Genomic DNA, 25,566 nt, shown 5'->3' with positions numbered 1-25,566 from the left:
CGTTCAGGACCGCCGCCTTCACCGCGACGAGCCCCCCGCGGAACACGGGGAGGATGATCAGGAAAACGGGGACGCGCCCGGGTTCACTCCGTCGCGGGGTCCACGCCCCCGCGGGTGGCCGTTCCCCCGGAAGGTGGCTGCCGGGAGAGCACCGCGGACCCCGCCGGCCGGTCCGGGTCCGGCGCCTGCCGGTCCGGGCCCGGCGCCGGTCGGCCGCCCGGGCGCTTCAACGCCCCGGACCCCAGGGCCACCCCGAGTCCGACCAGCGCGCTGCCCGCACCCTGCGCGATGCCGTAGGAACCCGTGCCCACCAGCGGCGCGGTGCAGGCCGCCGCGACCGGGATGAGGCCGGAGAACAGCGTGGCGCGCTCCGCGCCGATCCGCTGCATGCCCATGTACCAGCACACGAACCCGACCACGGTGACCACCACCGCCTGCCACAGCAGCGCGCCGGCCTCGACGGCGTCCGGACGCCGCAGCCACCCGGTCCCGTCGGCCAGGAGGCCGGCCACCGCCGACTCCAGCGCGGCGACCGCGCACACCACCGCGGACAGCAGCCGGGGCCCGAGCGGCCGCAGCACGGGGACGGCTAGCACGGCGAATCCGACTTCACCCGCCAGCGCGCACACGGAGAAGGCGAGGCCCGCGCCGTCCGTGCGGCCCCAGCCCTGTACGCCGCAGGCGCCGGCCGCCACGAACAACGCCCCGTACAGCACCCTGCGTCGGGGCCTGCGCCCGTCCACGAGCGGCACGAGCACGGCGACGACCACGGGGGCGCAGCCCACGAACACGCCGGGAACGGCCGGTTCCGCGGTGCGCTCGGCGGCGAGCACGGCCAGGTTGAACCCCACCATGCCGACCGCCGCGAGCAGGGCGAGACGAAACCACTGACGGGACGTCAACGCCCTCAGGCGGGCGAGCGAGCCCCGCCCGGCGAGCGGGAACAGCAGTACACGCAAGCCCGTACCGCAGGAACTGGCCGCCTGCGTAGGGGTACGCGCCCAGCACGCTGTTGGCGGTGAAGGATGCTCCGACGAGGACACAGGCGAGCCCGGCGAGCAGGGCTCCGCGGGTGGTGGTGGCGTTCATGCGGGCGACGTTAGGCAGCCGGGCGGCCCGGGAGGAGGTCCACTTCCCTGCCCTCTTCCTGGACCAATGCGGTGGACCCGTCGGCTCCCGGGCAGCCCGGCACCGTCCGTGACCGCCCCGCGCGGATCAGCCGATGTGGTAGCTGTCGCCGTACAGTCGCCGGGGAAGCCGGGGTCGAGCCCTTCGTGCGAGTCGGAGCCGTCGACCCGGCGCAGCGCCGGCAGGGGAGAGCCGCCGTGCGAGAGTGACAGGAAGGTTTCCTCTCACTCCAGGGTCACCAGGAGAACAGGCGCGGGGAAACTTCGTACGGTCGAACACGTGCGCGGTCCGCGAAACGGCGGTGACCCCGGGTGGATGATCGCCTAAGGTCGGCACAGCCGGCGGCGGGTGCCGCCGGAGGACCACATGCCGTGGAGGTGCACCGTGCGCTATCGGGAACTGGGACGCAGCGGACTGTCCGTGTCGGAGATCGGCTACGGCGCCTGGGGCATCGGCGAGTCCGCGTGGGTCGGCGCCACCGAGGACGAGTCCGTACGCGCCCTGCACCGGGCCCTGGACCTCGGCGTGAACCTCATCGACACCGCACGCGGCTACGGGGAGAGTGAGCGCATCGTAGGCCGGGTGGTCAGGGAACGGGCCGGGGACGACATCCTCGTCGCCACCAAGGTGCCGCCGCTGAACCGGCTGTGGCCCGCGCCCGACGGGCTCGACCCGGCCGAGGCGTTCCCCGGCGCGCACATCCGCGGCAGCCTGGAGACCAGCCTGCGCGCGAGCGGGCTCGACCACTTCGACGTCGTGCAGTTCCACGTCTGGAGCGATCAGTGGGTCGGCCGCGGCGACTGGCTGGAGACGGTCGAGGCGCTGAAGCGGGAGGGCAAGATCCGGCTCTTCGGGGTCTCGATCAACGACCACGAGCCCGACAACGCGCTGCGGCTGGTGCGCAGCGGCACGGTGGACACCGTCCAGGTCATCTACAACATCTTCGACCAGGCCCCGGCCGAGCGGCTGTTCCCCGCCTGCGTGGAGCACGGCGTGGGGGTCATCGTGCGCGTCGCCCTCGACGAGGGCGGGCTGACCGGGCGGATCACGGCCGGCTCGACGTTCCCGGAGGGCGACTTCCGCAACCGCTACTTCCGCGACGACCGGGCCGCCGAGGTCGAGCGGCGGGTCGCGGCGATCTGCGCCGATCTCGGCATCGGGCCCGCCGACATGGCCGAGACCGCGCTGCGCTTCGTCCTCAGCGCACCCGCCGTCTCGACGGTCATCCCCGGCATGCGCAGCGTACGCAACGTCGAACGCAACACCGCGGTGAGCGACGGACGCCTGCTCGGCGACGACCGGCTGGCGGTCCTCGCAGGCCACCGCTGGCAGCGCAACTTCTACGGCTGAGCGCCGACGACGACCGGGGCTGGGCCGGTCGCGGGAACCAAGAGCGCGTCCCACACGTCAACTCTGTGCCCAGGGAGGGCCGATCGGCCGGCACGCCGGCGGAGAGGGGAATCGCCATGGACGAGGCGACGCAGCAGGGGACCGAGCCGGAGGCCGCAGCGCGCCGGGCCCGCTTCGGGACGCTCCCGGAGCCGGTGCGCGTGGAGGACATGGTCGAGGAGCGCGCGGCCAGCCTCCCCGACCCCGCGCGCACGGCGTACAACCAGGACGAGTGGCTGGTGCGCTACTGCCTGTGAGACACGGAGCCTGACCGGCACGGCAGCCGGTCGACACAGGAGGCGGCGGGTGCGTGCCGCAGCGGCGCGCCGACGACCGGACGACGGCGCGCCGAGGCCGCACGCGCTGAAGGCTCCGCGGCCGCCGGCCCGACGGCTTCCGCCCCAGGCGGCGGCCACACCGGCCGTCTCCGGTGCCACGCGGCGACGGTCGTGGCCGCTCCGGGCGCTACTCGGCGATGGTCCGGCCGTTCTCCGGGTACCACGCGGCGGCGCTCCGGCCGCTCCGGGCGCTGCACGGCGGCGCTCCGGCGGCTCCGGGCGCTACTCGGCGATGGTCCGGCCGTTCTCCGGGTACCACGCGGCGGCGCTCCGGCCGCCCCGGGCGTACTCGGCGATGGTCCGGCCGCTTCGGGCGCTGTGCGGTGATGGTCCGCGCGTTCCGGGTACGACGCGGCGACGGTTCGACCGCTCCCGGCACCGTGTGACGGCGACGGTTCGACCGCTCCCGGCACCGTGTGACGGCGACGGTCCGACCGCTCCCGGCACCGTGTGACGGCGACGGTCCGGCCGCCCCCAGCGCCGCACCGCGGCCATTCGGCCCGCCTCTGCCGGGATGTGCGCGGATCGCCCGGCGACCGGGCGGGACGCGGTGCTGCGGAAGCCGGGGCTGTGGACCGCCCCCGGTGCCCAGGGCCGGCGCGTCGGCCGTGCCCCTGCGAGGGCCCAGGTGGCGGCGCGGCGGGGAGCGGAGGGACCCGCCTCGCGCCGCTCCCGGCAGGGCGAGCCAGCGCCGGGCACGGTACGGCCCCGGCGCTGCTACGCCCCGCCCGTCGCCCCCAGCCCGCGCAGCCACCGCACCACGTCCTCCGCGTCCTCGCGGCGAGCGACGTCCAGCGGGGTCAGGCCGTCGTATCCGCGCCGGTCGATGTCGGCGCCGTGGGCCCGCAGGTACTGCGCCGTGGACAGGTGCCCGCCGTGGCAGGCGCCCCAGAACGCGCTGGTGATGTCGGCGGGCGACGGCGGCTCGTCGGACTCCACGTACGCCCGGACCCGGTCGAGCAGACCGAGCGTCGCGGCGTCCTGGAGCGTGGTCCGGGCACCGCGCTCGACCAGTCGGCGCGCCGCGCGCCACTGCCCGAACGCGCGGGCGTCGGCGAGCGGGGTGCCCCCGGCGATCACCGCCCCGGGAGCCTCGATGTCCGCCCCGGCGGCCAGCAGGGCGTCCAGGACGGGCACGTCGTCGTTACTGGCGGCCCAGTGCAGCGGTGTCTCCTCGTGCGCCCCGCCGAAGCGGGCGTTCGGATCGGCCCCCGCGGCGACCAGCACGGCCACCACCTCGGGGCCGTGTGGCAGATGACCGGGCCAGTCGGCCGCGATGTGCAGCAGGCTGCGCGTGCCCTTGCCCTCCTTGCCCCGCTCGGTGATGCGCGCGGTGGCCAGCCCCGGGTGGCCGGCGAGCAGCCGCCGCAGCCCGGGCAGGTCCCCGCCCCGGATCGCCTCCGTGACGGCGACGGCCAGGGGCTCCTCGGAAGTCAGTGTCTGCAAGGCCGTCCTCCCGGTCGCCGTCAGGGCCCCGAATTCTGCCAGGAACACCCCGCGGACCGGGCCCGCTCGCCCGCCTCCGCCCGCGGACCGGCCGGACGACATGCCCCCGGGCCCCGTGAGGCGTAGCGTCCGGGTAAGAGCGGGAGGACACACCAATGTCCGGGAGCAACGAGCCACCTGCGGGCTCCGGGTCGCTGGAGGAAGACCTGGGAGCGGCCCTGGCCGACACCGTGCGCGGCACCGGCGCCTCGACCGGCGGGCTGTACCTGATCGACGACGCGGAACCGGTGCTGCGCCTGGTGGCGTTGTGCGGCCTGCCGGTGGAGTTCACCGCTCCCTGGCAGCGGCTGCCCCTCACCGCACCGGTGCCCGTCGCCGACGCCATCCGCGACGACCGGCTGGTCCGGATCGCGAGCCAGGACGAGATGGCCCGCCGCTACCCCAGGACCGCCGCCGTCCTGCCCTACCCGTTCGCCCTGACCGCGGTCCCCCTGACCGGCGTCCGGCGCTCCTGGGGCGGTCTGGTGCTGATGTGGCCCGCGATGCGCCCACGCCCGCTCACCCCGCGCGAAAGCGACCACATCACCTCCATCGCCCGCCGCATGGCCCGCCTGCTCGACGACGCGGCCCGGCCCCCCACCCTGCCCGACCAGCCGCGTGTCGTCCCCGTGGAGGCCGCGCACCACCCGGTGCAGACCGGCCTGGCCGCCGCCGACTACCTCGAGCGCCTCCCCGAGGGCGCCCTCGCCCTCGACCTGGAGGGCCGCATCGTCTTCGCCACGGCCACCGCGGCCCGGCTGCTCGGCCGCAGCGCCGACCGGCTGCTCGGCACCCGCCCCTGGCAGTCCCTGCCCTGGCTGGACGACCCCGCCTACGAGGACCACTACCGCACCGCCGTCGTCAGCCGTGCCCCGGTGTCCTTCACCGCGCTCCGCCCGCCGGACCAGCACCTGGTCTTCCAGCTCCACCCCGACACCAGCGGCATCAGTGTCCGCATCGTCCCGCACGGGGAACGGGCCGAGAGCCCGCCGGCTCCCACCGCCGCGCGCCCCGCGCCGGCGGCGCCCACGGGACGCCTCTACCAGCTGGTGCACCTGGCCGCCGCGCTCACCGAGACGGTCACCGTGCACGACCTCGTCTCCCTGATCGCCCATCAGATCCTGCCCGCCTTCGGAGCCCAGGGACTCGTGCTGTCCTCCGCCGAGGCCGGCCGGCTGAGGATCACCGGCTACCACGGCTACCCCGACGACGTCGTCGAACGGCTCGACGCCCTGCCCCTGGACACCGACCTCACCCCCGCCGGACAGGTCATCGCCAGCGGCACCCCCGCCTTCTTCGCCCATCCGGCCGAGATGACGGCCAACTACCCCAGGGCACCCAGGATCAGCGGCAAACAGGCCTGGGCGTTCCTCCCGCTGATCATCTCCGGCCGCCCGGTGGGCTGCTGCATCCTGTCCTACACCCACCCGCACGCCTTCACCGCCGACGAACGCGCCGTCCTCACCTCACTGTCCGGCCTGATCGCCCAGGCCCTCGACCGGGCCCGCCTCTATGACGCCAAGCACCGCCTCGTGGGCGAACTGCAGCGCGCCCTGCTGCCCCGGGCCCTGCCCCGCCTGCCCGGCCTGGACGTGGCCGCCCGCTACATGCCGGCCGGCCACGGCATCGAGGTCGGCGGGGACTTCTACGACCTCCTGCGGCTCGACGGCACGACCGCGGCCGCCGTCATCGGCGACGTGGAGGGCCACAGCGTCGCCGCGGCCGCCCTGATGGGCCAGGTGCGCATCGCGGTCCACGCCCACGCCACGGCCGGCGCCACCCCCGACGAGGTCCTCGCCCGCACCAACCGGCTGCTGGCCGACCTCGACTCCGAACTGCTCGTCTCCTGCCTCTACGCCCATCTCGACCTCGCCCGCCACGAGGCGTCCTTCGCCAGCGCCGGGCACGTGCCGCCGCTGCTGCGCCACACCGGCCGCCCGGGCGGCGTCCTGGAGGTCGAGCCCGGCCCCCTGCTGGGCATCGCCCCCGACACCCGCTACCCGGTCACCACCGCGCCCTTGCTCCCGGGCACGACCCTCGCCCTCTACACCGACGGGCTGGTCGAAGTCCCGGGCACCGACGCCACACGGATCACGGCCGACCTGGCCAGGCACCTGGACGGTGCCGACGGCCACGACCTGGAGCGGCTCATCGACCGGCTCGTCCGTCACAGGGCACCCACCGGCCGGCACAGCGACGACATCACCGTGCTCCTGCTGCGCGCCGCGCGCGGCCCGGACGGTCAGCTCTGACCGGAGGGGTCCGCCCGCACGCGCCGCGCCACGTCCCGCAGCTTGACGTTGTGCTCCTGGGACAGGCGCCGCAGCACGCCGAACGCCTCGTCCTCGCTCAGCCGGTGGCGCTCCATGAGGATCCCCATGGCCTCACCGATGGCGTGCCGGGTTTCCAGGGCGTGTTCGAGCTGGTCGACGGTGCGGGCGGTGGCCAGCGCCACGGCGGCGTGCGAGGCGAGCAGCCAGCCCGCGGTCTCGATGTCCCGGCCGAACGCCCCCGGGCGGCGGGAGTAGAGGTTCAGCGCACCGAAGTCCTGCTCGTGGGTGTAGAGCAGCACGCCGGTCATGCTGCCGATGCCGAGGTCGCGGGCCGCCTTGCTGTAGCGCGGCCAGGACGGCTGCGGAGCGGTCATGTCGGCGATCCGGAACAGCCGCTCGCCGTCCACCCGGCGGGCGGCGTCGAAGCACGGCCCCTCGCCCAGCTCGCCCTGCAGCCGGTCGGACTCCTCGACCATGTCACCGCAGACGGCCAGCGTCACGGCCTTGCCCCGGGACACCGTCAGGATGCCCGCCGCGTCACAGCCCTCGACCAGCTTCACCGCCGACGCGGCGATCTCGTCCAGGGTCGCCTGCACGGAATCCTGCGCCACCAGATCGCGGGCGAGGGCGGCCATCTGCTCGGCGTACCGCTGCCAGTCCACCGCCCACCACCGCCTCGCTCGCCGTTTCGCCCACCGTACTCCCCGCCGCCCCCCCGTCCGTCCCCGAACCTGGCCGTGACGTGCGCGACCGGTCAGCGGTACGCCGTCAGCAGCAGCGCCACGTCGTCCGGCCGCTCCCGGGCCCGCCGGGCCGTTCCCACCAGCCGGTCCGCGAGATGCTCCACCGAGTCCGCGGGGGTGGCGGACAGGCAGCCGCGGACCCGGTCGATCCCCGTCTCGATGTCGCTCCCGGGCCGCTCCACGAGCCCGTCGGTGTACAGCACGAGGACGCTGCCCGGCTCCAGCGTGAGCGCGGTGACGGGGTAGACCGCGTCGGGCTGCACGCCCAGCATCACCCCGCCCGCGAGATCCAGCGTCTCGGCACGTCCGTCGGGATGGCGCAGCAACGGCGGCGGATGGCCCGCCCGCACGGCGTAGGCCCGTCCGGTGCGCGGGTCCAGCTCGATGTAGCAGCAGGTGGCGAAGGCATCCGCCTCCAGCTCGGCCAGCAGCCGGTTGGTGTGCGTGATCACCTCCTGCGGCGGGCTCTCGCTCGCCGCGAAGGCGTGCACGGCGCTGCGCAACTGGCCCATCACCGCGGCGGCTCCGACACTGTGGCCCTCGACGTCCCCGATGACCAGGGCCACCCCGCGCCCGGTCGTGATCACGTCGTACCAGTCGCCGCCGATGGCCATGCCCTGCGTGCCGGGGAGGTACCGGCCGGTGGTGCGCAGCCCCTCCACCGCGGGCAGCCGGTGCGGCAGCAGACCCTCCTGCAGGCCGCGGGCGACGGCGGACTCCGCGTCGTACAGCCGCGCCCGCTCCAGGGCCTGGGCGGCCAGTCCGCTCAGTGCGGTGAGGGCCGAGCGTTCGTCGGCCGTGAAGCGGTGCGGGGTGTCCCAGCCGAGGATGCACGAGCCGACGGGATGGCCGGAGGCGATCAGCGGCAGGAACGACCAGGCGCTCATCCGGTCCAGGGCGATGCCCGGGTAGGCCCCGGAGAGGTCCTCGGGCGACTCGAAGAACAAGGGCTGCCGCGTGGTCAGCGCGTGGACGCCGGGCAGTTGCGCGTCGAGGGTGATGCCCTCGAACGGGGTGAGGAAGCCCTCGGGGTAGCCCGACTCCCACAGCAGGTACATCCGGCCCTCGCGGACGGTGTACAGGGCGAGTTCCCGCACCCCGAACGCGGGCAGCAGCTGCTCCGACACGGCCCGGCACACGTCCCGCACGGTGACCGCCTCGGTGAGCACGCTCGCCATCTGCACCACGTGGTAGAGCGCCCCGGCCCGTGCCTCGGCCACCGGCCCGGGCGGCGGCGCCACCGCGGCGCCGCCCGGCACGGCAGCCGGGGCGGAACCGTCCTCGTGCGCCGGCTCGCCCCCGGGCGGCGGACCGGCCGGATACACCCGGCCGGTCAGCCCGTGCACGTCCGGGTACAGCACGAAGCTCAGCCGGGCCCCGCCCGGGTGGCGGACGAGGAAGGACACCTGCTCCTGCGACAGCATCGCCGCCCGGTAGCGGTCCTCGTACGCGGGATCCCGCAGCCAGGTGATCACCTCCCACGGATAACGGCCCAGCAGCTCCTCCCGGCCGCATCCGAGCAGCTCCTCGCTGCGCCGGTTGAGGTAGGTCAGCCGGCCGTCCTGGTCCAGGGAGAAGAGCGCGTCGGGCAGCCGCTCGGCGGCCTCGGCCGCGGTGAGCCCGACGGCCGCGTCGACGAGCGCGCACACCAGCATGCGGCCCAAGTCGCCGCCACCCCGCACGAGATGGCCCCACAGCTCGACCGGCCGGTAGCCTATCTCCCCGCCGCCCGCGGACTCGTCCAGCACCCGGAAGTGCCGCGACCTGACCCGGCCGTGGGTGAGCGCGTCACTCCGGCTCGCCCGCAGTTCGTGCAGGTCGTCGGGGCTGACGCGGGCCTCGATGTCCATCAGGGTGCCGCCGAAGCCGGCCCGGTCGATGCCGAGCAGGGCGAGGGCCTCGTCGTCCGCCGTGCACCGGCCGGTGTCCAGATCCCAGTCGAGGAGGCCGACCCGGACGGGGTGCACGGCGGGCGTGGGCAGCCGCACGCTGACGGGCTCGTCGTCGTACTCGACGAGGCCCGTGGCGGGGCCCGGGCCGGATCCGCCGGCGGAGGGGCGGCCGGCGGCGAGGCGGCCGAGGTGCTCGGCCAGCTGCCGCTGCGCGGGGCGCAGGGCGCGGCCCACCGCCTCCGTTTCCATCGGTGCCCGGGCGGCCGAGCGCAGCACGACCAGGACACCCACGGCCTCGCCACCGGCGTGGACGGGCTGGTAGGCGGAGCCGAACGAGTAGGGCAGCCCGGCGGTGAAGTGCGGAAAACGGACCATGGCGGCGCGCTCGTCGGGCAGCCACAGGGTCTCGTCGCGCCGGTAGGCCTCCGCCATGGGCAGCACACTCCCCACCGGCACCCGCCACCAGCTCTTGAGCAGCGACCTGGGCACGCCGGTGACCATCGCGAGCACGAGGGAGCGCCGGTCGGGGGAGCGCAGGTAGACCAGCCCGCCGTAGCCGTCGAGATCCCGGACGGCCTCGACCAGCGGGGTCGTCAGGACATCCTCGATCCACCCCGTGTCCCCGGTCCGGCCCCGGCCGGCACCCCCGCCGTCCTGACCTCGGCCACCGGATGACCCGGGCCCGTCCGGTACGGCGGTCGCCTCATCCATGTCGCGTCCTCCCGGTACGGACGCCCCGGACACCAATCGCTCCCCACCAGGATGTGCCATGGGCGGCGCTCCGGCGCGGCAAGTGCAACCTTTCGGCCACGCCGGCCGTCTCACCCGTCATCATCCGCACGCAACCTCGGGGGCGGCAATGGCAGGAACACACATCAGAAGAGCATGTGCGACGCTCGCGTTCATGGGCGCCGTGGCAGGCGTGGCGGCGGCCCCGGCCGGTGCCGCACCGGCCACCGGACAGCGGGCCGCGACCCAGGTCACGGCGTGTCCGACCGGCTGGGGAAGCCTCGCCAGGACCGACAGCGGCGCCACGCAGGCATCGCTGACCGACGTCCGGACGGGCCGGCACGCCTGCTTCGACCGGATGGTCGTCGACGTGCCCGGCGCCGGCAGCGGGGTCGGGTACACCGTCCAGTACGTCGACCGCCTGTACCAGGACGGCTCCGGCCGGCACATCCCGGTGGCCGGCGGCGCGGTCCTGGAGGTGCGCGTGGCCGCGCCCGCCTACGACGCGGAGACGGGCGCTCCCACGTATCCCGGCAGGGTGGCGCGCCCGCTGCCGGGCGTCGACCTCACCGGCTACCGCACGTTCCGGGACACCCGGTTCGCCGGCAGCTTCGAGGGCGACACCCAGATCGGCCTCGGCGTCCGCGCCCGGCTGCCCTTCCGCGTCCTGCAACTGGAGGACCGCGTCATCATCGACGTCGCCCACAGCTGGACCGCGACCCGCTGACACCACGACGCGCCCGGCTCCCAGCAGCCGGGCGCGCCCACGCCCGGCTCCGGCGACACCGGCGCAGGCCCCCCACCAGCGGCCGGCCTTCCAGGCGCCTGCGCGGCCGGCCCGCGGGGCTCAGCGGTCGCGCAAGCGGCCCAGCTCCTCCAGGGTGCGGGCCGCCGCGCCCGCCAGGCGGGGGCGGCTGCGGACGAAGCGGCGGGCGGCACGGACGGGCTCGCGGCCCAGCCAGTGGGCGGCTCCGCCCGGCACCGGCCGGACCACAGCCCCCTCGTACACCCGCAGATCGCGGGTCTTCAGCGACTCCTTGTAGCGCGCCGGGCCACTACCCAGGTCGACCGCCTCGATCCCGTCGGCCGCCGCCGCCTCCAGCATCCGCAACTGCAGCACCAGCCCGGGGGAGTACTTGGCGCAGGCGCGGTCGTACGCGGGGAACCACCAGGACAGCACCGTGCGCGAGCGCAGACCGAAGTGCGCGGCGACGGGCCGGCCCGCGGCGTACAGCACGGACAGCACGCCACGGCACTCCGGCTCCTCGCTCTCACCGAGCAGCCCCACCAGCCGGGCGATCCACTCCTGCGCGAACCGGTCCCGCCGGCCGGTGCGCCGGTACTGCGCCGACTTCCACTCCATCAGCGCCCGCAGGGCCCCCGGATCCCGGGCGTCGTACACGAACCGCACCTCGCCGACCTGCCGGGCCAGCCTGCGCTCCTTGGCCAGGGTCTGTCTGAGGAAACCCGGCGACTTCTCCCGCAGCCGCTGCGTGTACCGCGCGAAGCCCTCGCCGATGTCGACGACGGGCGAGGCGAGTTCCTCGGCGGCGTACGGTGCGAACGCCTCCTGGCCGGCTTCGAGATTGTCGAACTCCCAGGACGACAGCCCGCACGCCCGTAACAAGCGGGGCGCGTCGAGGCGGATTCCGGGCCGCAGCACGGCCCCCTGGCTGTCCGAGACCCCGAGTCCGACGGCCCGGCCCCGGCCCAGGCGCCCCCTCTCGTACGGGAAGAACCCGACCGGTGAGCCGTCGTCCTGCAGCACCGCCACTCTCGCTCCGGGCCGCACCCGCCCCACGGCCATGGTGAACGCCGGGTCGAGGAAGGGATTCGCCGGGGCGCCGGACTCCGTCCGGATCTCCCGCCACATCTTCCGGTCGCTCGGGCTCAGTTCGTCCGGCCGCAGTACGAGAACGTGCTTTCCGGGCAACTCCGCCTCCAGTGTCATCGGCATGGGGACACACGAAGGCCTGCACATCACCGCGTCAGGGCACCAGGCAGTACGCAGGCCGCACGGTGCAGGCCTTGCTCGGTACTGCCGCCATCAGCAGCGGAACGCCCGCAGCTCCACGGCGTTGGGGACCGCGCCGCTCGACGCCGGACACCGCCCGGCAGCCGCCGCCGGCACGTCCGCGGCCCGGTCCGCCCGGGGCGCTCCGGCCGCCACGGCACTCACCGCGGCCGCCCCCGTGGCCCGCGGCGTCCGCGCCGCGAGCCGCCACACCGACGGTTCCTCCTCGCACGGGCACGGCTCCCCGGCCTCTTCGGCCGCGTCACTCGAAGGCGCTCCGGGCTCCACGACGTCCGCCGCCGTGACGGCGGCGGACGCGCGCGCGTCACCCACCAGCCCCGGCACGAGCAGATGCAGCATCAGCAGGCAGGCCATAAGCCCCACCACCGCTGCCCCTCGCCGCCGCACCATCAGACCCCTGACCTGCGTAGAGCCGGGGGGAGCACCAGGAGACCTCGACCCCGGGGCCGGCGCCGGACCAGACCCCCCCGTCAGGGCCGGCTGCGCTCTCCAGTAGGCCGAGCGCATCCCGCGCAGTCAACCCCCGGTGAGCCGATTCGCCCCACTCGGTCGATTGCAGCGGGAACGCAACGGAAGAGCGCTGCCGCCGCACCGGGCGTCAGCCACCCACGCCCAGCACTTCCCCGGCCCCGGCCGCCCGGACGCCGACGGCCCGCCGAAGGCGCCGAACGAGGCATGCCTCCGAGGGAGTCGGACCGTCCCGGCGGGCCTGCTCCGCGACACCGTCCCCGGGCCACGCGGTCCGTGCCCCGGCGTCAGCCAGGCCGGCCACGGGACGGTTGGTGACGCCGCACCCGCGCCGCACCCGCGCCGCACCCGCGCCGCGGCGGCGCCCGCCGACGGGCAATCCGGCGACTGCGGTCGTCGCGTGAGTCCTGGACCGCATGGTCCCTGTCGATCGTCCCTGCTGATGATCGACAGGGGGCTGCCAGCCCGCCGGTGCCCTACGTGCCGTCACCGATCTCGCGGACCAGTGCGATCGCCCTGCCGAGGGTGTCGAGCCGGTCGTCGAGGGTCTCCCCGGCCGGATAGAGGCGGACGGTGTCCACACCGGCGTTCCGCCAGACGCGCAGCCGCTCCAGCGCGAAGCGCCAGACGGCGCTGGGCTCGGCCGGGTCCCCAACGGCCCAGGAGAACTCCCGCGGAGGGGCGTACGCGACGCCCGTGGAGGTCGTCTCCCACTCGCCGAACGCGTCGTGCCGGTTGCGGCCGGCGAACCGGGCACCGACGGCCGGCCCGCGGGCGCCCTCGATCCAGCGCGCCGACTGCGACTCCTCGCTGCATTCCGGCAGCCGTGTCATGTCCGACACCAGCGGCCACACCCGCTCCGGCGCGGCGGCGATCCAGGTCGTCACCTCCACCGTCGGCCGGTCCGCGTACCGCGCGCCCGTCCACTCCATCGTGTGTCCGTCTCCTCGTCTACAGCGACTGTGCCAGCAAAGTTGCGTAATGAGACTCACTGGATCAAGGAGGCGGGACGCCCCGGGCGGCGAGGGCGGGCCGCCGCGTGCCCCGGTGCGCGCGGACGCGCAACGCAAGCCGCGTACGCTACCGATGGCTCCGCCCCGGAGGATCTTCGCGTCTGACAGGACCGTCGGGGGGGAGAGCCATGGGGACGGCAGTGGCCGAGCCGAGCCGTCGGCGGGCACGATGTTCACGGCCGGGCGCGGTCTCGAAGGCCCGCACGCGCCGGTTCGAGCGGAGGAGCGAGATGGGATCGGCGATGACCGAACGGCAGCACCGCCGCCAGCGATGGGCCGCCCGGGGGGCCCTGGCCGCGGCCGCGTCGGCGGTGTTGCTGCCCCTCGTCACCGGTGGCCTGCGAGGACTGCTGCTGCTCGCGGTCACGCTCGTGGGTCTCGCGCTGACCGCGGCCGCCCTGTGGTGGGTGCTGTCCCGGCGCGGAGCGGTCCGCATGGCCGCCGCCACGCTGGCCCTGGTCGCACCCGTCAGCCTCGTCACCCTCTTCGCCGCCGCCAACCTGCTGTGGGTGGTTTTCCTGTCGCTGCTGCTGTGGTGCGCGGCCGTCTGGAGCGGCCGGTACGCGCTGCGCAGCACGGGCCTGCGGCCGGTCCGGGCCAGGGAGTACCGCACCCCGCCGCCGCGGCGCCCCTTCCTGCTGCTCAACCCGCGTTCCGGCGGCGGCAAGGTCGAAAAGTTCCAGCTGAAGGAGAAGGCCGAGGCGCTGGGGGCCCGGGTCGTCCTGCTCGACCCGGACCGGCGCCAGGACGTCACCGCCCTGGCCCGGGCCGCCGTGGCCGACGGAGCCGACCTGCTCGGGGTGGCGGGCGGGGACGGCACCCAGGCCCTGGTCGCCGCCGTCGCGGCCGAGTACGGCCTGCCGTTCCTCGTCATCGCGGCCGGTACCCGCAACCACTTCGCGATGGACCTGGGCCTGGACCGGGACGACCCGGCCACCTGCCTGGACGCCCTCACGGACGGCGTCGAACTCCGTGTCGACCTCGGCTTCGCCGGTGGCCGGCCGTTCGTCAACAACGCCTCGTTCGGCGTGTACGGCGCCGTCGTCCAGAGCCCCGGCTACCGCGAGGACAAGGTCGGCGCGGCGCTGGAGCGGCTGCCCGAGCTGCTCACCCGGCAGAGCGGCCCGCGCCTGACGGCCGTGGCCGACGGCACGACCATCGCCGACCCGCAGGCCGTCCTGGTCAGCAACAACGCGTACCGCATGGACGACCCGTTCGGCTTTGGCCGTCGCGAGCGGCTCAACTCCGGGCGGCTGGGCGTCCTCGCGGTACGCGTCGACAGTGCCGTGGAAGCGGCCGAGCTGCTGCTGTCGCCGCGGCCCGAGGGGCTCACGGTGCTCACCGCCCAGCACGTCGTCGTGCAGGCCGACGAACCGCAGCTGGAGGTCGGCCTCGACGGTGAGGCGCTCACCATGCCCGCTCCCGTCCACTGCCGCGTCGCCCGGCGCGCCCTGCGGGTCCGGGTGCCCCGCGACCGGCCCGGGGTCCCCGAGGCGCCCCCGCGGCTGGACTGGCGCCGGCTGCGCAAGCTGGCGGCCGCGGTCGGCCGCACGGCCGCGCCCGGCCGCTCCCGGCAGAGCTGAACGCCGGCACGGCCTCGGCATGCGTGAGGTCCCCCGCACCGCCGGTGCGGGGGACCTCACGCTGTACGCCGTCGCGGACTAGGCGTTCTTCGGCCCGGCCTGCTGCACGACCTCGAAGGACCACAGGGTCGAACCGCTCGCCGCGGGCCTGGGCCGCTCGCCGCCCTCGCCGCCACCCTGGTGCGCGGACTTCATCGGCCCTTCCATCCAGGCCTGGAACGACTCCTCGTCACGCCAGCGCGTGTAGACGAGGTAGGTGTCGGTGCCCTCCACCGGACGGAGCAGCTCGAACCACTCGAATCCGTCGGAGCTCTCCACGGCGTGTGCGCGGGAGGCGAAGCGCTTCTCCAGCGTCTCCCGCTGCTCGGCGGGCACGGTCAGCACGTTGATCTTGACTACGCTCATGGGCCCCATCTTGCCCGACGGCCCATCCGCACGGACCGAGCCCCGCACCCGACGAGGTCTGAACACGTTCGAATGCCGGCCAGGGGTGCTTCCACATGTCGACGGGGGAGGCCTGCGTGGAGTTCGTGTCGTGGTACTGAGCCGGCGCCCCGAGGGCGAGGCGACCGCGTCCGCCGCCCGGCCCCCGGGGTGTGGCTGCAGATGAGCACCGCGACCGTCTACGCCCACCGCCTCGACGCCCCGGACGACGAGGCCGCCGGCGTGCTCGGCGGGAGCGAACCCGGCGTCCCCGGCCACCCGGCCACTGGTCCCACAGCGTCGACATCGCCGAGGCCTGGGAGCACGCCCAGCAGGCCGCCGCCACCCCGCACACCCGCAAGGCGGCCCTGCGCGCCGCCATGGTGATGAGTGCCGACCGCGGAGGTGGCTTCGATGTCCTGCTCCGGATGGCCCGGGCCGGACTGGGCGGACCGGTCGCCGGTGGCGCGCAGTACGTGTCCCGGATCCACGACCGGGACTTCGTCCGCGCCGTCGACTTCCTCGTGGCCCGCGACGACGTCGCCGGGCCGGTCAGCCTCGCCCCCCCGGGCCTCTGCCGCGGCGAGCCTTCATGCGGAACCTGCGCGCCGCCTGGGGCGTCCCGGTGGGCCTGCCCACGACGCGCTGGACGGCCGAGATCGGGGCCTTCCTCCTGCGCTCGGACACCGAACCGCTGCTCGAGAGCCGCCGCGACGTCCCCGGCCGCCTCCTCGAAGCGGGCTTCACCTTCGACCACCCGCAGTGGCCGGCGGCCGCGGACGACCTCGTACGGCGGCTCCGCGGCCGTGACGTGCGAGGAACCCGGTCAGCTCTGCCGCTTGCCCTGCTTGAGTGCCTTGCCGGTCATGTCGGTGACCTGCCCGGCCGGCGGCTTCTCAGCCTCGACCTCGGCGCCGAAGCCGGTGAAGTCCATGACGGTGCGCACCGTGACCTTCTCCGGCGCGGACGAGGCGGAGCCGGAGGACCGGCCGGCCGACTGCGGCGCGGCCTTGACGGTCATGTCGATCTGCTGCCTCCGCAGCCGGCCCTCCTCGTCGAGCCACACCTCCATCGGCAGGGTCGGGCCGACCTGCTTGCGCAGCGTGTCGCCGTTGGGCAGCTCGGCGACGTCGACGCCGACGCGGTAGTGCGTGGTCCGCACGCCGTTGATCATGGCCGTGCCCTTCTCGGTCACGTCCTGGTCGGTGATGGCCTTGGCGTAGGCCGCGGACTGCGCCGGATCGCTCACGCCCTGGTCACCGGCGCCCTGCCGGCCGGCGACCTTCCCCAGGTCGATCCTGATCCAGGGCTTGCCGCCCGGAGCCTGCCCCGCGGGCATCTTCTGGTACAGCACCTGGTCGATCACGCGCTGCTCGATCCGCTGCCCCTGCGCCGTGAGCGTCATGACGCTGTCGCCGTCCTCCAGGTCAACGACGCCCTGCCCGTTCGCCGTCTCCGAGCGGCCCTGGGCCGAGGTCCGCACGCGCAGCTCGACCTTCGCGGTGTCCTCCTCGGCGGTGCGGTCGTAGGCCGAGCGCACCGCACGCGTGCCCTGCTCCTCGGCCCCGGCGCTCGTCTTCGCCGAGGAGGCGCCCGCCTCCTGTTTGGTGTCACCTCCGTCACCGCAGCCGACCAGCACCGTGCCGGCCAGGACTCCGGCGACGCCTAAGGCGCAGAGCTTGCTGCCGTTGACTGTGCTGCTCATCGAACCAGCTCCTCTCAGGTGTGTGGTGCGACCCAGGTGCCCGGAAGGGACGCGAACACACCTATGGGTGCGAGGAGTTGGATACCGGGAGGAGTCGTCCCCCGCGGTTCAGTGGCGGCGTCCGCGGAGCTTGCCGAGCAGCCGCTGGGCCTGGGCCCGCTTGCGGGGGTCGGCCGCCGCCCGCCGGGCCTGCTCCGCGGCCCGCCGCCCCTGCGGGCTCCGGGCGAATTCCTTGAGTCGGTTGAGCATTCCGGCCATGACGCACCTTCCTTCGTGATCGGGGTGAGGATCTCTGTAGCTCGCCTACCCCCTGGACGGGGTGCTCAGGCACCTGCCGCCCGGTCGGTGCGCGACCGAATGTGTTTGGCGCTCGGCTCCGAGGCAAAGCGGTGTGACATGACTGAGGAGAACAAGCGCACGAATCAGAAGTCGACCACCGTCCGTGCGACGCAGTCCAAGGCCCGCAGCGCGACGGACAAGGCGACCGCCCCGGCGTCGCAGGCCGCCAAGGGGGCCGCCGGCAAGGCCGGTGAAGCGGCGTCAGCCGCCAGGTCCGGCGCGGAGCGCTCCGCGGAGACGGCGAAGACGGCCGCGCAGACAGCCGCCAAGGGCGTGGAGGCGGGCCGCCAGGCGGTCGTCACGGCCTCGGGTCACGTAGCCGCCACGGCGAAGACGGCCTGGACGGTCATCGCGCACCGCAAGCTCGTCGCCGCGGGCGTCGGGGCCGGACTGACCGCCCTGAGCGCCGCGTCGTACGCCGTGGGCCGCCGCGCGGAACGCGGTGCGCACGGCCCGCTCACCCGGCTCACCGGCGGGCGGATCTGACCACGGCCGGCACGCGCGGCGTGCCGGCCACGAGGCAGCAGGCGGCGCGGCGCGCCACCGGACGTCCGGTGGCCCGTAGCGCCGCCCTCTCGCGTGCCCGCGCGCCCACGGCCGCGCGTGGCATGGCGCACATCCGGCCCCCACCGGGGTGCCCCCCTCGCGCGGCACCGCTGTGACGAGGAAGGATGGATGCGCACACGAAGGATCGACCCATGTGGAGGAGCGGGCCCATGCAGCACGAGCGAGCGGGCAGTCCGGCCGGACCCGAGGATCTCGTCGACGTCGCTCGGCTGGTGACCGCGTACTACGCGCTCCACCCCGACCTCGACGACCCGGGGCAGCGCGTCGCGTTCGGAACCTCCGGACACCGCGGATCGTCGCTGGCGAGCGCGTTCAACGACGACCACATCGCCGCGACCAGCCAGGCCATCTGCGAGTACCGCGCCGAACAGGGCGTCGACGGCCCCCTGTTCCTGGGCGCCGACACCCACGCCCTGTCCGAGCCGGCGCGGGTCACGGCCCTGGAGGTGTTCGCCGCCAACGAGGTGACGGTGCTGATCGACGCCGCGGACGGTTACACGCCGACCCCGGCCGTCTCGCACGCCATCCTGACCCACAACCGCGGCCGCACCACCGGCCTCGCGGACGGTGTCGTGGTCACCCCCTCCCACAACCCGCCCGCCGACGGCGGCTTCAAGTACAACCCGCCCAGCGGCGGCCCCGCCGCCTCCGACGCGACCTCCTGGATCCAGGACCGCGCCAACGAGATCATCCGCGGCGGCCTGAAGGACGTACGGCGCGTCCCGCTCGCCCGCGCCCTCGCCGCTCCCACCACCGGCCGCTACGACTTCCTCGGCACCTACGTCGCCGATCTGCCGGCCGTCCTCGACCTGGACGCGGTCCGCTCGGCCGGCGTGCGCATCGGAGCCGACCCGCTCGGTGGGGCCTCGGTCGCCTACTGGGGCCGCATCGCCGAGCAGCACGGCCTCGACCTCACCGTGGTCAACCCGCACACCGACCCCACCTGGCGCTTCATGACGCTGGACTGGGACGGCAGGATCCGCATGGACTGCTCCTCGCCGTACGCCATGGCGTCGCTGATCGAGCAGCGCGAGCGGTTCCAGATCGCCACCGGCAACGACGCCGACGCCGACCGGCACGGCATCGTCACCCCGGACGCGGGCCTGATGAACCCCAACCACTACCTCGCGGTCGCCATCTCCTACCTGTACGCCCACCGCGAGAACTGGCCGGCCGCCACCGGCGTCGGCAAGACGCTGGTGTCCTCCGCCATGATCGACCGGGTCGCCGCCGACCTGGGCCGCGAACTGGTCGAGGTGCCGGTCGGGTTCAAGTGGTTCGTGGACGGGCTCGCCGGCGGCACCATCGGCTTCGGCGGTGAGGAGTCGGCCGGGGCGTCCTTCCTGCGCCGCGACGGCTCCGTGTGGACCACCGACAAGGACGGCATCCTGCTGGCGCTGCTCGCCTCCGAGATCACCGCCGTCACCGGCAGGACCCCCTCCGAGCACTACGCGGGCCTGACCGCCCGCTTCGGCGAGCCGGCCTACGCGCGGATCGACGCCCCGGCGACCCGCGAGGAGAAGGCCCTGCTCGCCAAGCTCTCCCCGGCCCAGGTCAGCGCGGACACCCTGGCCGGCGACGCGGTCACCGCGGTGCTCACCGAGGCCCCCGGCAACGGTGCCCCCATCGGCGGCATCAAGGTGACGACGGACAACGCCTGGTTCGCGGCCCGCCCGTCCGGCACCGAGGACGTCTACAAGATCTACGCCGAGTCGTTCCTCGGCCCCGACCACCTGCGGCGGGTCCAGGAGGAGGCCAAGAGCGTGGTGCTGGCGGCCCTGTCGGCCTGACCGCCGGCACGTCGCGGCCCGGGCCACCGTCACCTGGCCCGGGCCGCCGGGGGAGTCAGCCGCGCAGGCTGCGGGCGGGCAGCACCACGTGCACCGCCGAGGTGAGCACGTCCCCGTCGGAGGTGAAGGCGGCCAGCGTCTCGACGTCACCCGGGTTCGGTGCCCTCCGGCAACTGCTCGATGGCCTTCGCGGTCGCCTCGGGACCGTTCGCGCCGTCTCCGAGGGGACGGGCCAGCAGGTAGGGGACGTCGACACCTTCGGGGGTGGTGCCCCGCCAGGACAGGACGACGAGGGAGCCCAGGTCGTCGGTGCGCACGGGCCGCGTTCCGGCTGAGATCGAGGTCACCGCGGCACCGTATCCGGCGCACCCGGGGACACCCGGCCCGCTGTCACCCGCTGGACCACACCCCGCCGGGGCTCTCCACACGAACGAGGGGCCCGCGCGCCGCACCGGCCCCCGATACAGGACACTGGATGAAGATCCGACCCGGGAGGACCGACACGTGATCATCTTTGGCACCAAGGGATACCTGTACCAGCTGGCGATACTCACGCTGGTGTGCGGCCAGTGCGGCAACCCCGCGGCTCACACGCTCCGCAAGCGCGTCACGAAGTTCACCCTGTTCTTCGTGCCGCTGTTCCCCGTCTCGACGAAGTACCTGACGCAGTGCACCTTCTGCGGTGCCGAACAGAAGGTGACCAAGGAGCAGGCGGAGCAGTTGCAGGCCCAGGACGCGGGCGGCCAGCCGTACGGGCAGCCGCAGCAGCAGAACCGGTTCTGAGCCCGGCGGTCTCAGATCTACGACTTCCGCCACTGTCACGGCCTGGCCCCCGAACTCGGCCACGGCTTCCGCTCCGAGACGGCCGGGGCCACCCCGTTTGCCGCCCGAACCGCCCCGGGCCGAGGCGCCCTCCCGTCCCCGGGACGGCGACCGGTTCACGGGCCGGTCGCGGCGGCCGGTCCTCCGGCCCGGCGGCGGTCGGACCGCAGCGCCGCGGCCGTCGCCGCCGCTCCCAGCCCCTCCCACACCCCGACCCCGACGAAGACGTCCGGCGCCCTGCCGCCGATCGCGGCGACGACGAAGACCGTGCACGTCAGCAGCCGGAACGGCACGGTCCAGCGGAAGAAGGCCCGCCAGTCGGCGAGGGCCGCCAGCACGTAGTACACGCCCATGTTGAGGGCCGCCATGGACGACGCCGTCTGGAACGCGGGGGTGAAGTCCCCGGCCGCGCGCTCCTGCGGTGCGGTGAGACCGAGCAGCGACAGCTGGGCGTTCGGTGAGACCAGGCCCAGCGCCCCGAGGGCGGCGGCGAGCACGCCGAAGACGGCGATGGTCCAGCCCGGGGCGGAGCGGGGAAAGCGCACGCCGGGATCGTACCGGTGTTCGACCGTCCGGTGTGGCCGGTTTCCGATCGGCTGTGGATCATTCGCGAGGTGGCATCCGCGGCATCCCGGGTACTCGACCGCCACGAGCCCGGACCTGTGCGTGGGCCGATGGGCCTCCCGCAGCCGATCAGTGAAAACGGAGGCATGCAGATGAGCACCGTCAGGGAAACCGTGGAAGTCGACGTCCCCCTGCACACCGCCTACAACCAGTGGACGCAGTTCGAGGAGTTCCCGAACTTCATGGAGGGCGTCGAGGAGGTCAGGCAGGTCGACGACCGCCACAACCACTGGACGACGAAGGTCGGCGGCGTACGGCGCGAGTTCGACACCGAGATCGTCGACCAACTGCCCGACGAGCGCGTCACCTGGCGTACCACCAGCGGAGACACCCACCAGAAGGGCTCCGTCCGCTTCGAGCGCGTGGACGACACCCACACGCGCGTGGAGCTCGTGATGGAGTTCGAGCCCAGCGGGATGGCCGAGAAGGCCGCGGACATGATGGGCACCGTCGACCGCCGGGTCAAGGGCGACATGAAGCGCTTCAAGCAGTACATCGAGGAGCGCGGCGCGGAGTCCGGCGCCTGGCGTGGCCGGGTCCAGCCGGGTGGCGGCGGCGCCGGCCCCGCCCTCTGAACCCACGGCTTCACCAGGGCACCCGGCCTCCGCGAGGAGGCCGGGTTTTCTGTATGCCCGCGTGCGTCGCGTCGTGCCCGCCCGGGTTGTGCGCTTCGCGCGCGGAGCCGGTGACGTTTCGGCCATCGTTCTGACATGCACCTGTCCATATCGGCTTCGCGGTGGCACGCTGCCCTCTGACTGTCCGCAGTGAGACCCCTGCCTGACCGGGCGACGGTTCCCGCCGCCCGGCCCCCACAGCAGAAGGAGACCGCGTGATAGGCAGACCCCGTAGCCTCCACCTGTCCGGCACCGCCTCCGTGCGCCGCAGCGTCCTCGGCGCACTCGCCGGCGTCGCCGCGCTGCTCGCGACCGGCGTCACCGCCGCACCGGCCGGCGCCGCCCCGGAACCGGGCACGGCGGCCCTCTCGGCGCAGGAGCGCGCCCTGGCCTTCTGGACCCCGGAACGGATGCGCGCGGCCACCCCGCTCGACGTCCTGACCGTCGACCGCTCCGAGGTGCGGGCCGCGGCACCGCGCAAGGGCAAGGCGACCGTCGTGGCACCCAGCGCACCCGCCTCCGCCGTCGGCCCCCTCGCCTTCCCGCACGGCGGCGGCCCCTGGTCGGGCGGGGGAGCGGTCACCAAGACGGCGGGACGCGTGTTCTTCACCTACCAGGGACGCACCGCGTCCTGCTCCGGCAACGCCGTCACCAGCGCCAACAAGAGCACGGTGCTGACCGCCGGCCACTGCGTGAAGATGCAGGGCGCATGGCACACCAACTGGGTGTTCGTGCCGGGCTATCACGACGGGCAGCGGCCGTACGGCACCTGGGCGGCGGCCAGGACCCTGTCCACGCCGCAGTGGACGGCCAGTGAGGACATCAACTACGACATCGGCGCGGCCGTCGTCGCCCCGCTCGACGGAAAGCGGCTGACCGACGTCGTCGGCGGCCAGGGTCTTGCCTTCAACACCGGCTACAACAAGGCCATGTACTCCTTCGGCTTCCCGGCCGCCGCTCCGTACGACGGCGAGAAGTTCATCTACTGCAGCGGCACCACCTTCCGGGACTTCCTGCTCTCCGGCGACCACGGTCTGACCTGCAACATGACCGGCGGCTCCAGCGGCGGCCCGTGGTTCACCCAGTTCGACGAGGCCACCGGCACCGGACTGCAGTCGTCGGTGAACAGCTTCAAGTACAACTTCCTGCCCAACGCCATGTACGGCCCGTACTTCGGGGCCGACGCGCAGAACCTGTACCAGAGCGCCCAGTCCTCCTGAACCGCCGGCGAGCCGGGAGCCGGGTCCTCCGCCGAGCCGTGACGGAGGACCCGGCTCCGGGTGCGTGCGGTACGCCCCTCGGCGACAAACCCGTTGCGCGGATCACCGGTCCCGACACAATGGCCTGAATGATCGGCAACCGCATCACCTCCCGCATGGCGGACGGCATCCGCGTCCCCGGAACCTGGCGTCACGCCTTCATCCGCAACGGCGACTACTTCCTCACCGACCTGTTCATCTACGCGGACGGGCTGATCGACTGCTGGGGCCTGGTCACCCTGGAGGAGTTCGAGCGGAAGCTGCGCAGCGGCTGGGTCGCCACCGAACTCCCGGACGGCGCCTGGGTCTCCGCCCACGACCTGGCCGCGTGGAGATTCAGCGAGCCGTGCGCCTGGCTCACCCCCGAGCTGCTGCTCGCCGAGGTCCGCGACACGATCGACCAGCTCAACGGCCGCCCCGACTCCACGGAGCGCTGCCTCGCCGCCGTCGACGCGTTCCTCGCCGAGCCCACCGAGGAGAACCGGGCCGTCGCCCGCGCCGCCTACTACGCCATCCCCGAGACCCAACGCCACTACGCGCTGGGCGACATGGATCGCAAGGACGGGCCGCTGCAGGTCCTGGTGACCGGCCCCGGCGGGGAGTTGGAAACCCTGCCGGGCGAAACCGTCGACCAGGAGGAGTACGACGAGGCGGTCGCCTACTTCGAGGACCGGGCGAAGTGGCGGGCCGAACGCCCCACGCGGGTGCCGGCGGACGGACCCGCGACCCCGATGGCCCCCGCGATCCACCTCTGTCAGAGCTACCCGGTCAGGACCTCGGACGACCCCGGCACGCAGGCCCTCCGCAACGACTACCCCGCGCCCCTCCTGGTCGACGGCGACACCTACCCCTCGGTCACCCACGCGTACTGGGCCCTGTCCACCGCCGACCCCGTGGCCCGGGCCGCCGCGCGGGACGCGGACACGGTGTTCGCCGCCCGCGAGGCGGCGGCCGCCGCCCCTCGGCGCGAGGGGTGGGAACAGGCCAGGACCGCGGTCATGACGGCGCTGCTGAAGGCCAAGTACACCCAGCACCCGGCCCTCGCGCGCATCCTCCTGGACACGGCCGACGCGACCCTCGTCTACGACGAGTCCGACTCAGGTCACTGGGGCGACAACGGCGGCCGCGGCCGCAACTGGACCGGCCGCCTGCTGGAGCTCGTCCGCGCGCAACTCCGGGCCGACCAGGCGGGAATCACCCCGCTCGCCTAGAACGACGGGCGCGGCCCAACGCGTCGCTCCACCCCGCTCGCTCGTCCGGAACGGTGGGCGGTTCAGGGGGTCGCCTCGGCCCCAGTCGCCTGGAGCGGTGGGCGAAGCGTGTGCCTCGGCCCGATCGCCTGGAGGGGCGGGCGGTTCAGCGCGTCGCCTCGGCCAGCCACTCGACCTGGTGCAGGTTCGACGCCGCCGGGATGAAGATCAGCTCGTCGCAGCCGGCCGCGGCGAAGGCCTCGGCGTAGGACGCGGCCATCTCCGCGGTCACCGCCGCACCGGACGCGACCTGCGCGGCGGCATCGCCGAGGAAGCCGTAGTAGTGCCGGAGATAGCCGTCCGCGTGGGCCCGGGCGTCCGGGCCGAGCGCGAAGTAGGCCAGCGCCAGCTTGCGGGGCGTACCCGTCCGCCCCGCCTCCTTCCACGCGGTGTCGACGCCGGCCGCGGCCCGGGCGAACGTGTCCGGGGTGCCGCCGCCCATGATCCAGCCGTCACCCAGCCGGGCCACCCGCCGGAAAGTGGTTTCGGTCGAGCCGCCCAGGATCAGCTCGGGCCCGCCCTCGCGCACGGGCTCGGGGCCGATCGCACCGGCGAACCCCCGCTCCTCGCCGGCCCAGACGCGCTTCAGTTCCACCAGCTGCTCCTCCAGCAGGCGCCCCCGGCCCCGGGTCGGCAGACCGCTCGCCGTGAAGTCGTCGTCCCGCCCGCCCAGCCCCACGCCGAGCACGAACCGCCCCCCGGACAGCCGGTCGACGGAGGCCGCCTGCTTCGCGAGCAGCGCGGCGTTCGTGTACAGCGGCCCCAGCAGCACACTCGTCGTCAGCCGGATCCTGCTGGTCACGGCCGCGGCGGCACTCAGCGCGACCAACTCCTCGTAGCCCGGGTAGACCAGCCGCCCGATCGTCCCGAGCGTGCTGAACCCCGCCTCCTCGGCCCGCCGCGCCCACTCCACGAGCATCCGGCCGTCGGTGCCGGGAACCGTGTTGGGAAGGCCTATGCCGATGTCCATCCATACCTCCGGTCACGCGAGGGAACCTGTACCCACTCCCTGCCCAACCGGCCGGGTGTGACGCATGGTTCACGGGCCGGGGAGGGCAACCTTCCCCGGCCTCGGACGTCTTCCTTGCCGGGGGTGG

General features: G+C 74.2%; 25 protein-coding genes and 1 pseudogene. 12 read left to right on the top strand and 14 right to left on the bottom strand.

The genetic code is table 11. The features are described 5' to 3' along the window. Nucleotides 1-83: 83 nt before the first annotated feature. Nucleotides 84-959 (bottom strand): DMT family transporter, encoded by an 876-nt coding sequence (locus ABTZ58_RS27980; protein WP_502996138.1) that lies wholly within the window; start codon nt 957-959, stop codon nt 84-86. 553 nt (nt 960-1,512) lie between these two features. Here ABTZ58_RS27980 and ABTZ58_RS27975 point away from each other — a divergent pair. After that, complete coding sequence (locus ABTZ58_RS27975) at nt 1,513-2,478, top strand: aldo/keto reductase (RefSeq protein WP_351362272.1); 966 nt, start codon at nt 1,513-1,515, stop codon at nt 2,476-2,478. A gap of 116 nt (nt 2,479-2,594) precedes the next feature. After that, a complete protein-coding gene (locus ABTZ58_RS27970) occupies nt 2,595-2,774 on the top strand; it encodes a hypothetical protein (RefSeq protein WP_351362269.1) in 180 nt (59 codons plus the stop codon). Nucleotides 2,775-3,572: 798 nt separating this feature from the next. Here ABTZ58_RS27970 and ABTZ58_RS27965 read toward each other — a convergent pair. Then, nucleotides 3,573-4,301 (bottom strand): ankyrin repeat domain-containing protein, encoded by a 729-nt coding sequence (locus ABTZ58_RS27965; RefSeq protein ID WP_351362266.1) that lies wholly within the window; start codon nt 4,299-4,301, stop codon nt 3,573-3,575. A gap of 155 nt (nt 4,302-4,456) precedes the next feature. Between ABTZ58_RS27965 and ABTZ58_RS27960 the strand changes: the two genes are divergently transcribed. Beyond that, nucleotides 4,457-6,592, top strand: a complete 2,136-nt coding sequence (locus tag ABTZ58_RS27960; RefSeq protein ID WP_351362263.1) for a SpoIIE family protein phosphatase — start codon at nt 4,457-4,459, stop codon at nt 6,590-6,592. Here the strand turns inward: ABTZ58_RS27960 and ABTZ58_RS27955 are convergent. Both ABTZ58_RS27955 and ABTZ58_RS27950 read right to left on the bottom strand, forming a co-directional pair. After that, entirely contained in the window at nt 6,583-7,275 is a 693-nt protein-coding gene (locus ABTZ58_RS27955; protein ID WP_351362260.1) for a GAF and ANTAR domain-containing protein, read from the bottom strand. The genes ABTZ58_RS27960 and ABTZ58_RS27955 overlap by 10 nt on opposite strands. 92 nt (nt 7,276-7,367) lie before the next feature. After that, nucleotides 7,368-9,959: a SpoIIE family protein phosphatase gene (locus tag ABTZ58_RS27950; protein WP_351362257.1), complete on the bottom strand. Its 2,592-nt coding sequence runs from the start codon at nt 9,957-9,959 to the stop codon at nt 7,368-7,370. A 148-nt stretch (nt 9,960-10,107) separates the two neighbouring features. Between ABTZ58_RS27950 and ABTZ58_RS27945 the strand changes: the two genes are divergently transcribed. Further along, nucleotides 10,108-10,704 carry an AMIN-like domain-containing (lipo)protein gene (locus ABTZ58_RS27945; RefSeq protein ID WP_502996137.1) on the top strand — a complete coding sequence of 199 codons (597 nt, stop codon included), beginning with the start codon at nt 10,108-10,110 and terminating at the stop codon, nt 10,702-10,704. Nucleotides 10,705-10,824: 120 nt separating this feature from the next. Here the strand turns inward: ABTZ58_RS27945 and ABTZ58_RS27940 are convergent, their stop codons facing one another. From ABTZ58_RS27940 to ABTZ58_RS27925, 3 genes are all read right to left on the bottom strand, one after another. Continuing rightward, on the bottom strand, nt 10,825-11,928 hold the full coding sequence (locus ABTZ58_RS27940) for a GNAT family N-acetyltransferase (RefSeq protein ID WP_351362319.1): 1,104 nt from the start codon (nt 11,926-11,928) through the stop codon (nt 10,825-10,827). Between the two features lie 96 nt (nt 11,929-12,024). Further along, on the bottom strand, nt 12,025-12,378 hold the full coding sequence (locus ABTZ58_RS27935) for a hypothetical protein (RefSeq protein ID WP_351362251.1): 354 nt from the start codon (nt 12,376-12,378) through the stop codon (nt 12,025-12,027). 578 nt (nt 12,379-12,956) lie between these two features. Next, the gene (locus ABTZ58_RS27925) at nt 12,957-13,412 is read right to left on the bottom strand and encodes an SRPBCC family protein (protein WP_502996136.1); all 456 of its coding nucleotides are present in this window, start codon (nt 13,410-13,412) and stop codon (nt 12,957-12,959) included. Between the two features lie 311 nt (nt 13,413-13,723). Here ABTZ58_RS27925 and ABTZ58_RS27920 point away from each other — a divergent pair, with 311 nt between their 5' ends. Beyond that, the gene (locus ABTZ58_RS27920) at nt 13,724-15,076 is read left to right on the top strand and encodes a diacylglycerol/lipid kinase family protein (RefSeq protein ID WP_351362248.1); all 1,353 of its coding nucleotides are present in this window, start codon (nt 13,724-13,726) and stop codon (nt 15,074-15,076) included. A gap of 78 nt (nt 15,077-15,154) precedes the next feature. Here the strand turns inward: ABTZ58_RS27920 and ABTZ58_RS27915 are convergent, their stop codons facing one another. After that, nucleotides 15,155-15,481: an antibiotic biosynthesis monooxygenase family protein gene (locus tag ABTZ58_RS27915; RefSeq protein ID WP_351362246.1), complete on the bottom strand. Its 327-nt coding sequence runs from the start codon at nt 15,479-15,481 to the stop codon at nt 15,155-15,157. A 139-nt stretch (nt 15,482-15,620) separates the two neighbouring features. On the opposite strand from ABTZ58_RS27915, the pseudogene ABTZ58_RS27910 reads away from it, so the two are divergent. Then, nucleotides 15,621-16,307 (top strand): annotated as a pseudogene (locus tag ABTZ58_RS27910) (DUF1731 domain-containing protein); the annotation flags it as partial. Nucleotides 16,308-16,325: 18 nt separating this feature from the next. Here the strand turns inward: ABTZ58_RS27910 and ABTZ58_RS27905 are convergent. Together ABTZ58_RS27905 and ABTZ58_RS27900 are read right to left on the bottom strand one after the other, a co-directional pair. Then, nucleotides 16,326-17,204, bottom strand: coding sequence for an SCO4651 family lipoprotein (locus ABTZ58_RS27905; RefSeq protein ID WP_351362243.1), 879 nt, complete (start codon nt 17,202-17,204; stop codon nt 16,326-16,328). A 108-nt stretch (nt 17,205-17,312) separates the two neighbouring features. After that, nucleotides 17,313-17,462: a hypothetical protein gene (locus ABTZ58_RS27900; RefSeq protein ID WP_309096045.1), complete on the bottom strand. Its 150-nt coding sequence runs from the start codon at nt 17,460-17,462 to the stop codon at nt 17,313-17,315. Nucleotides 17,463-17,600: 138 nt separating this feature from the next. Here ABTZ58_RS27900 and ABTZ58_RS27895 point away from each other — a divergent pair, with 138 nt between their 5' ends. Next, a complete protein-coding gene (locus ABTZ58_RS27895; RefSeq protein WP_351362240.1) occupies nt 17,601-18,029 on the top strand; it encodes a hypothetical protein in 429 nt (142 codons plus the stop codon). Nucleotides 18,030-18,259: 230 nt separating this feature from the next. Continuing rightward, a complete protein-coding gene (pgm, locus tag ABTZ58_RS27890; protein ID WP_351362237.1) occupies nt 18,260-19,900 on the top strand; it encodes a phosphoglucomutase (alpha-D-glucose-1,6-bisphosphate-dependent) in 1,641 nt (546 codons plus the stop codon). 55 nt (nt 19,901-19,955) lie between these two features. On the opposite strand, the gene ABTZ58_RS27885 is transcribed toward pgm, so the two are convergent. Together ABTZ58_RS27885 and ABTZ58_RS27880 are read right to left on the bottom strand one after the other, a co-directional pair. Further along, nucleotides 19,956-20,009 carry a hypothetical protein gene (locus ABTZ58_RS27885; protein WP_351362316.1) on the bottom strand — a complete coding sequence of 18 codons (54 nt, stop codon included), beginning with the start codon at nt 20,007-20,009 and terminating at the stop codon, nt 19,956-19,958. 37 nt (nt 20,010-20,046) lie between these two features. Continuing rightward, nucleotides 20,047-20,247, bottom strand: coding sequence for a DUF5949 family protein (locus tag ABTZ58_RS27880; protein WP_351362234.1), 201 nt, complete (start codon nt 20,245-20,247; stop codon nt 20,047-20,049). Between the two features lie 157 nt (nt 20,248-20,404). Between ABTZ58_RS27880 and ABTZ58_RS27875 the strand changes: the two genes are divergently transcribed. After that, nucleotides 20,405-20,683 carry a zinc-ribbon domain-containing protein gene (locus ABTZ58_RS27875; RefSeq protein WP_351362231.1) on the top strand — a complete coding sequence of 93 codons (279 nt, stop codon included), beginning with the start codon at nt 20,405-20,407 and terminating at the stop codon, nt 20,681-20,683. A gap of 155 nt (nt 20,684-20,838) precedes the next feature. On the opposite strand, the gene ABTZ58_RS27870 is transcribed toward ABTZ58_RS27875, so the two are convergent. Next, nucleotides 20,839-21,267 carry a hypothetical protein gene (locus ABTZ58_RS27870; RefSeq protein ID WP_351362228.1) on the bottom strand — a complete coding sequence of 143 codons (429 nt, stop codon included), beginning with the start codon at nt 21,265-21,267 and terminating at the stop codon, nt 20,839-20,841. 171 nt (nt 21,268-21,438) lie between these two features. On the opposite strand from ABTZ58_RS27870, the gene ABTZ58_RS27865 reads away from it, so the two are divergent. From ABTZ58_RS27865 to ABTZ58_RS27855, 3 genes are all read left to right on the top strand, one after another. Further along, a complete protein-coding gene (locus tag ABTZ58_RS27865; protein WP_351362225.1) occupies nt 21,439-21,921 on the top strand; it encodes an SRPBCC family protein in 483 nt (160 codons plus the stop codon). Nucleotides 21,922-22,175: 254 nt separating this feature from the next. Beyond that, the gene (locus ABTZ58_RS27860; protein WP_351362222.1) at nt 22,176-23,180 is read left to right on the top strand and encodes a trypsin-like serine peptidase; all 1,005 of its coding nucleotides are present in this window, start codon (nt 22,176-22,178) and stop codon (nt 23,178-23,180) included. Nucleotides 23,181-23,308: 128 nt separating this feature from the next. Further along, a complete protein-coding gene (locus ABTZ58_RS27855; protein ID WP_351362219.1) occupies nt 23,309-24,430 on the top strand; it encodes a DUF7638 domain-containing protein in 1,122 nt (373 codons plus the stop codon). A 145-nt stretch (nt 24,431-24,575) separates the two neighbouring features. On the opposite strand, the gene ABTZ58_RS27850 is transcribed toward ABTZ58_RS27855, so the two are convergent. Further along, a complete protein-coding gene (locus ABTZ58_RS27850; protein WP_351362216.1) occupies nt 24,576-25,439 on the bottom strand; it encodes an LLM class flavin-dependent oxidoreductase in 864 nt (287 codons plus the stop codon). Nucleotides 25,440-25,566: the final 127 nt, after the last annotated feature.

Origin of the sequence: Streptomyces sp. NPDC094143, from assembly GCF_040303825.1 — a bacterium.
In the GTDB taxonomy this organism is placed as follows: Bacteria; Actinomycetota; Actinomycetes; order Streptomycetales; family Streptomycetaceae; genus Streptomyces.
Note: the sequence above shows the minus strand (reverse complement) of the source record. Positions and strands in the feature narration are given on the sequence as shown.

What these genes read in the sequence shown, in the direction of transcription:
- ABTZ58_RS27970 (WP_351362269.1), top strand. Translation starts at nt 2,595, where the DNA reads ATGGACGAGGCGACGCAGCAGGGGACCGAGCCGGAGGCCGCAGCGCGC.
- ABTZ58_RS27960 (WP_351362263.1), top strand. Translation starts at nt 4,457, where the DNA reads ATGTCCGGGAGCAACGAGCCACCTGCGGGCTCCGGGTCGCTGGAGGAA.
- ABTZ58_RS27950 (WP_351362257.1), bottom strand. Translation starts at nt 9,959, where the DNA reads ATGGATGAGGCGACCGCCGTACCGGACGGGCCCGGGTCATCCGGTGGC.
- ABTZ58_RS27945 (WP_502996137.1), top strand. Translation starts at nt 10,108, where the DNA reads ATGGCAGGAACACACATCAGAAGAGCATGTGCGACGCTCGCGTTCATG.
- ABTZ58_RS27940 (WP_351362319.1), bottom strand. Translation starts at nt 11,928, where the DNA reads ATGACACTGGAGGCGGAGTTGCCCGGAAAGCACGTTCTCGTACTGCGG.
- ABTZ58_RS27925 (WP_502996136.1), bottom strand. Translation starts at nt 13,412, where the DNA reads ATGGAGTGGACGGGCGCGCGGTACGCGGACCGGCCGACGGTGGAGGTG.
- ABTZ58_RS27920 (WP_351362248.1), top strand. Translation starts at nt 13,724, where the DNA reads ATGGGATCGGCGATGACCGAACGGCAGCACCGCCGCCAGCGATGGGCC.
- ABTZ58_RS27915 (WP_351362246.1), bottom strand. Translation starts at nt 15,481, where the DNA reads ATGAGCGTAGTCAAGATCAACGTGCTGACCGTGCCCGCCGAGCAGCGG.
- ABTZ58_RS27905 (WP_351362243.1), bottom strand. Translation starts at nt 17,204, where the DNA reads ATGAGCAGCACAGTCAACGGCAGCAAGCTCTGCGCCTTAGGCGTCGCC.
- ABTZ58_RS27900 (WP_309096045.1), bottom strand. Translation starts at nt 17,462, where the DNA reads ATGGCCGGAATGCTCAACCGACTCAAGGAATTCGCCCGGAGCCCGCAG.
- ABTZ58_RS27895 (WP_351362240.1), top strand. Translation starts at nt 17,601, where the DNA reads ATGACTGAGGAGAACAAGCGCACGAATCAGAAGTCGACCACCGTCCGT.
- pgm (WP_351362237.1), top strand. Translation starts at nt 18,260, where the DNA reads ATGCAGCACGAGCGAGCGGGCAGTCCGGCCGGACCCGAGGATCTCGTC.
- ABTZ58_RS27865 (WP_351362225.1), top strand. Translation starts at nt 21,439, where the DNA reads ATGAGCACCGTCAGGGAAACCGTGGAAGTCGACGTCCCCCTGCACACC.
- ABTZ58_RS27855 (WP_351362219.1), top strand. Translation starts at nt 23,309, where the DNA reads ATGATCGGCAACCGCATCACCTCCCGCATGGCGGACGGCATCCGCGTC.
- ABTZ58_RS27850 (WP_351362216.1), bottom strand. Translation starts at nt 25,439, where the DNA reads ATGGACATCGGCATAGGCCTTCCCAACACGGTTCCCGGCACCGACGGC.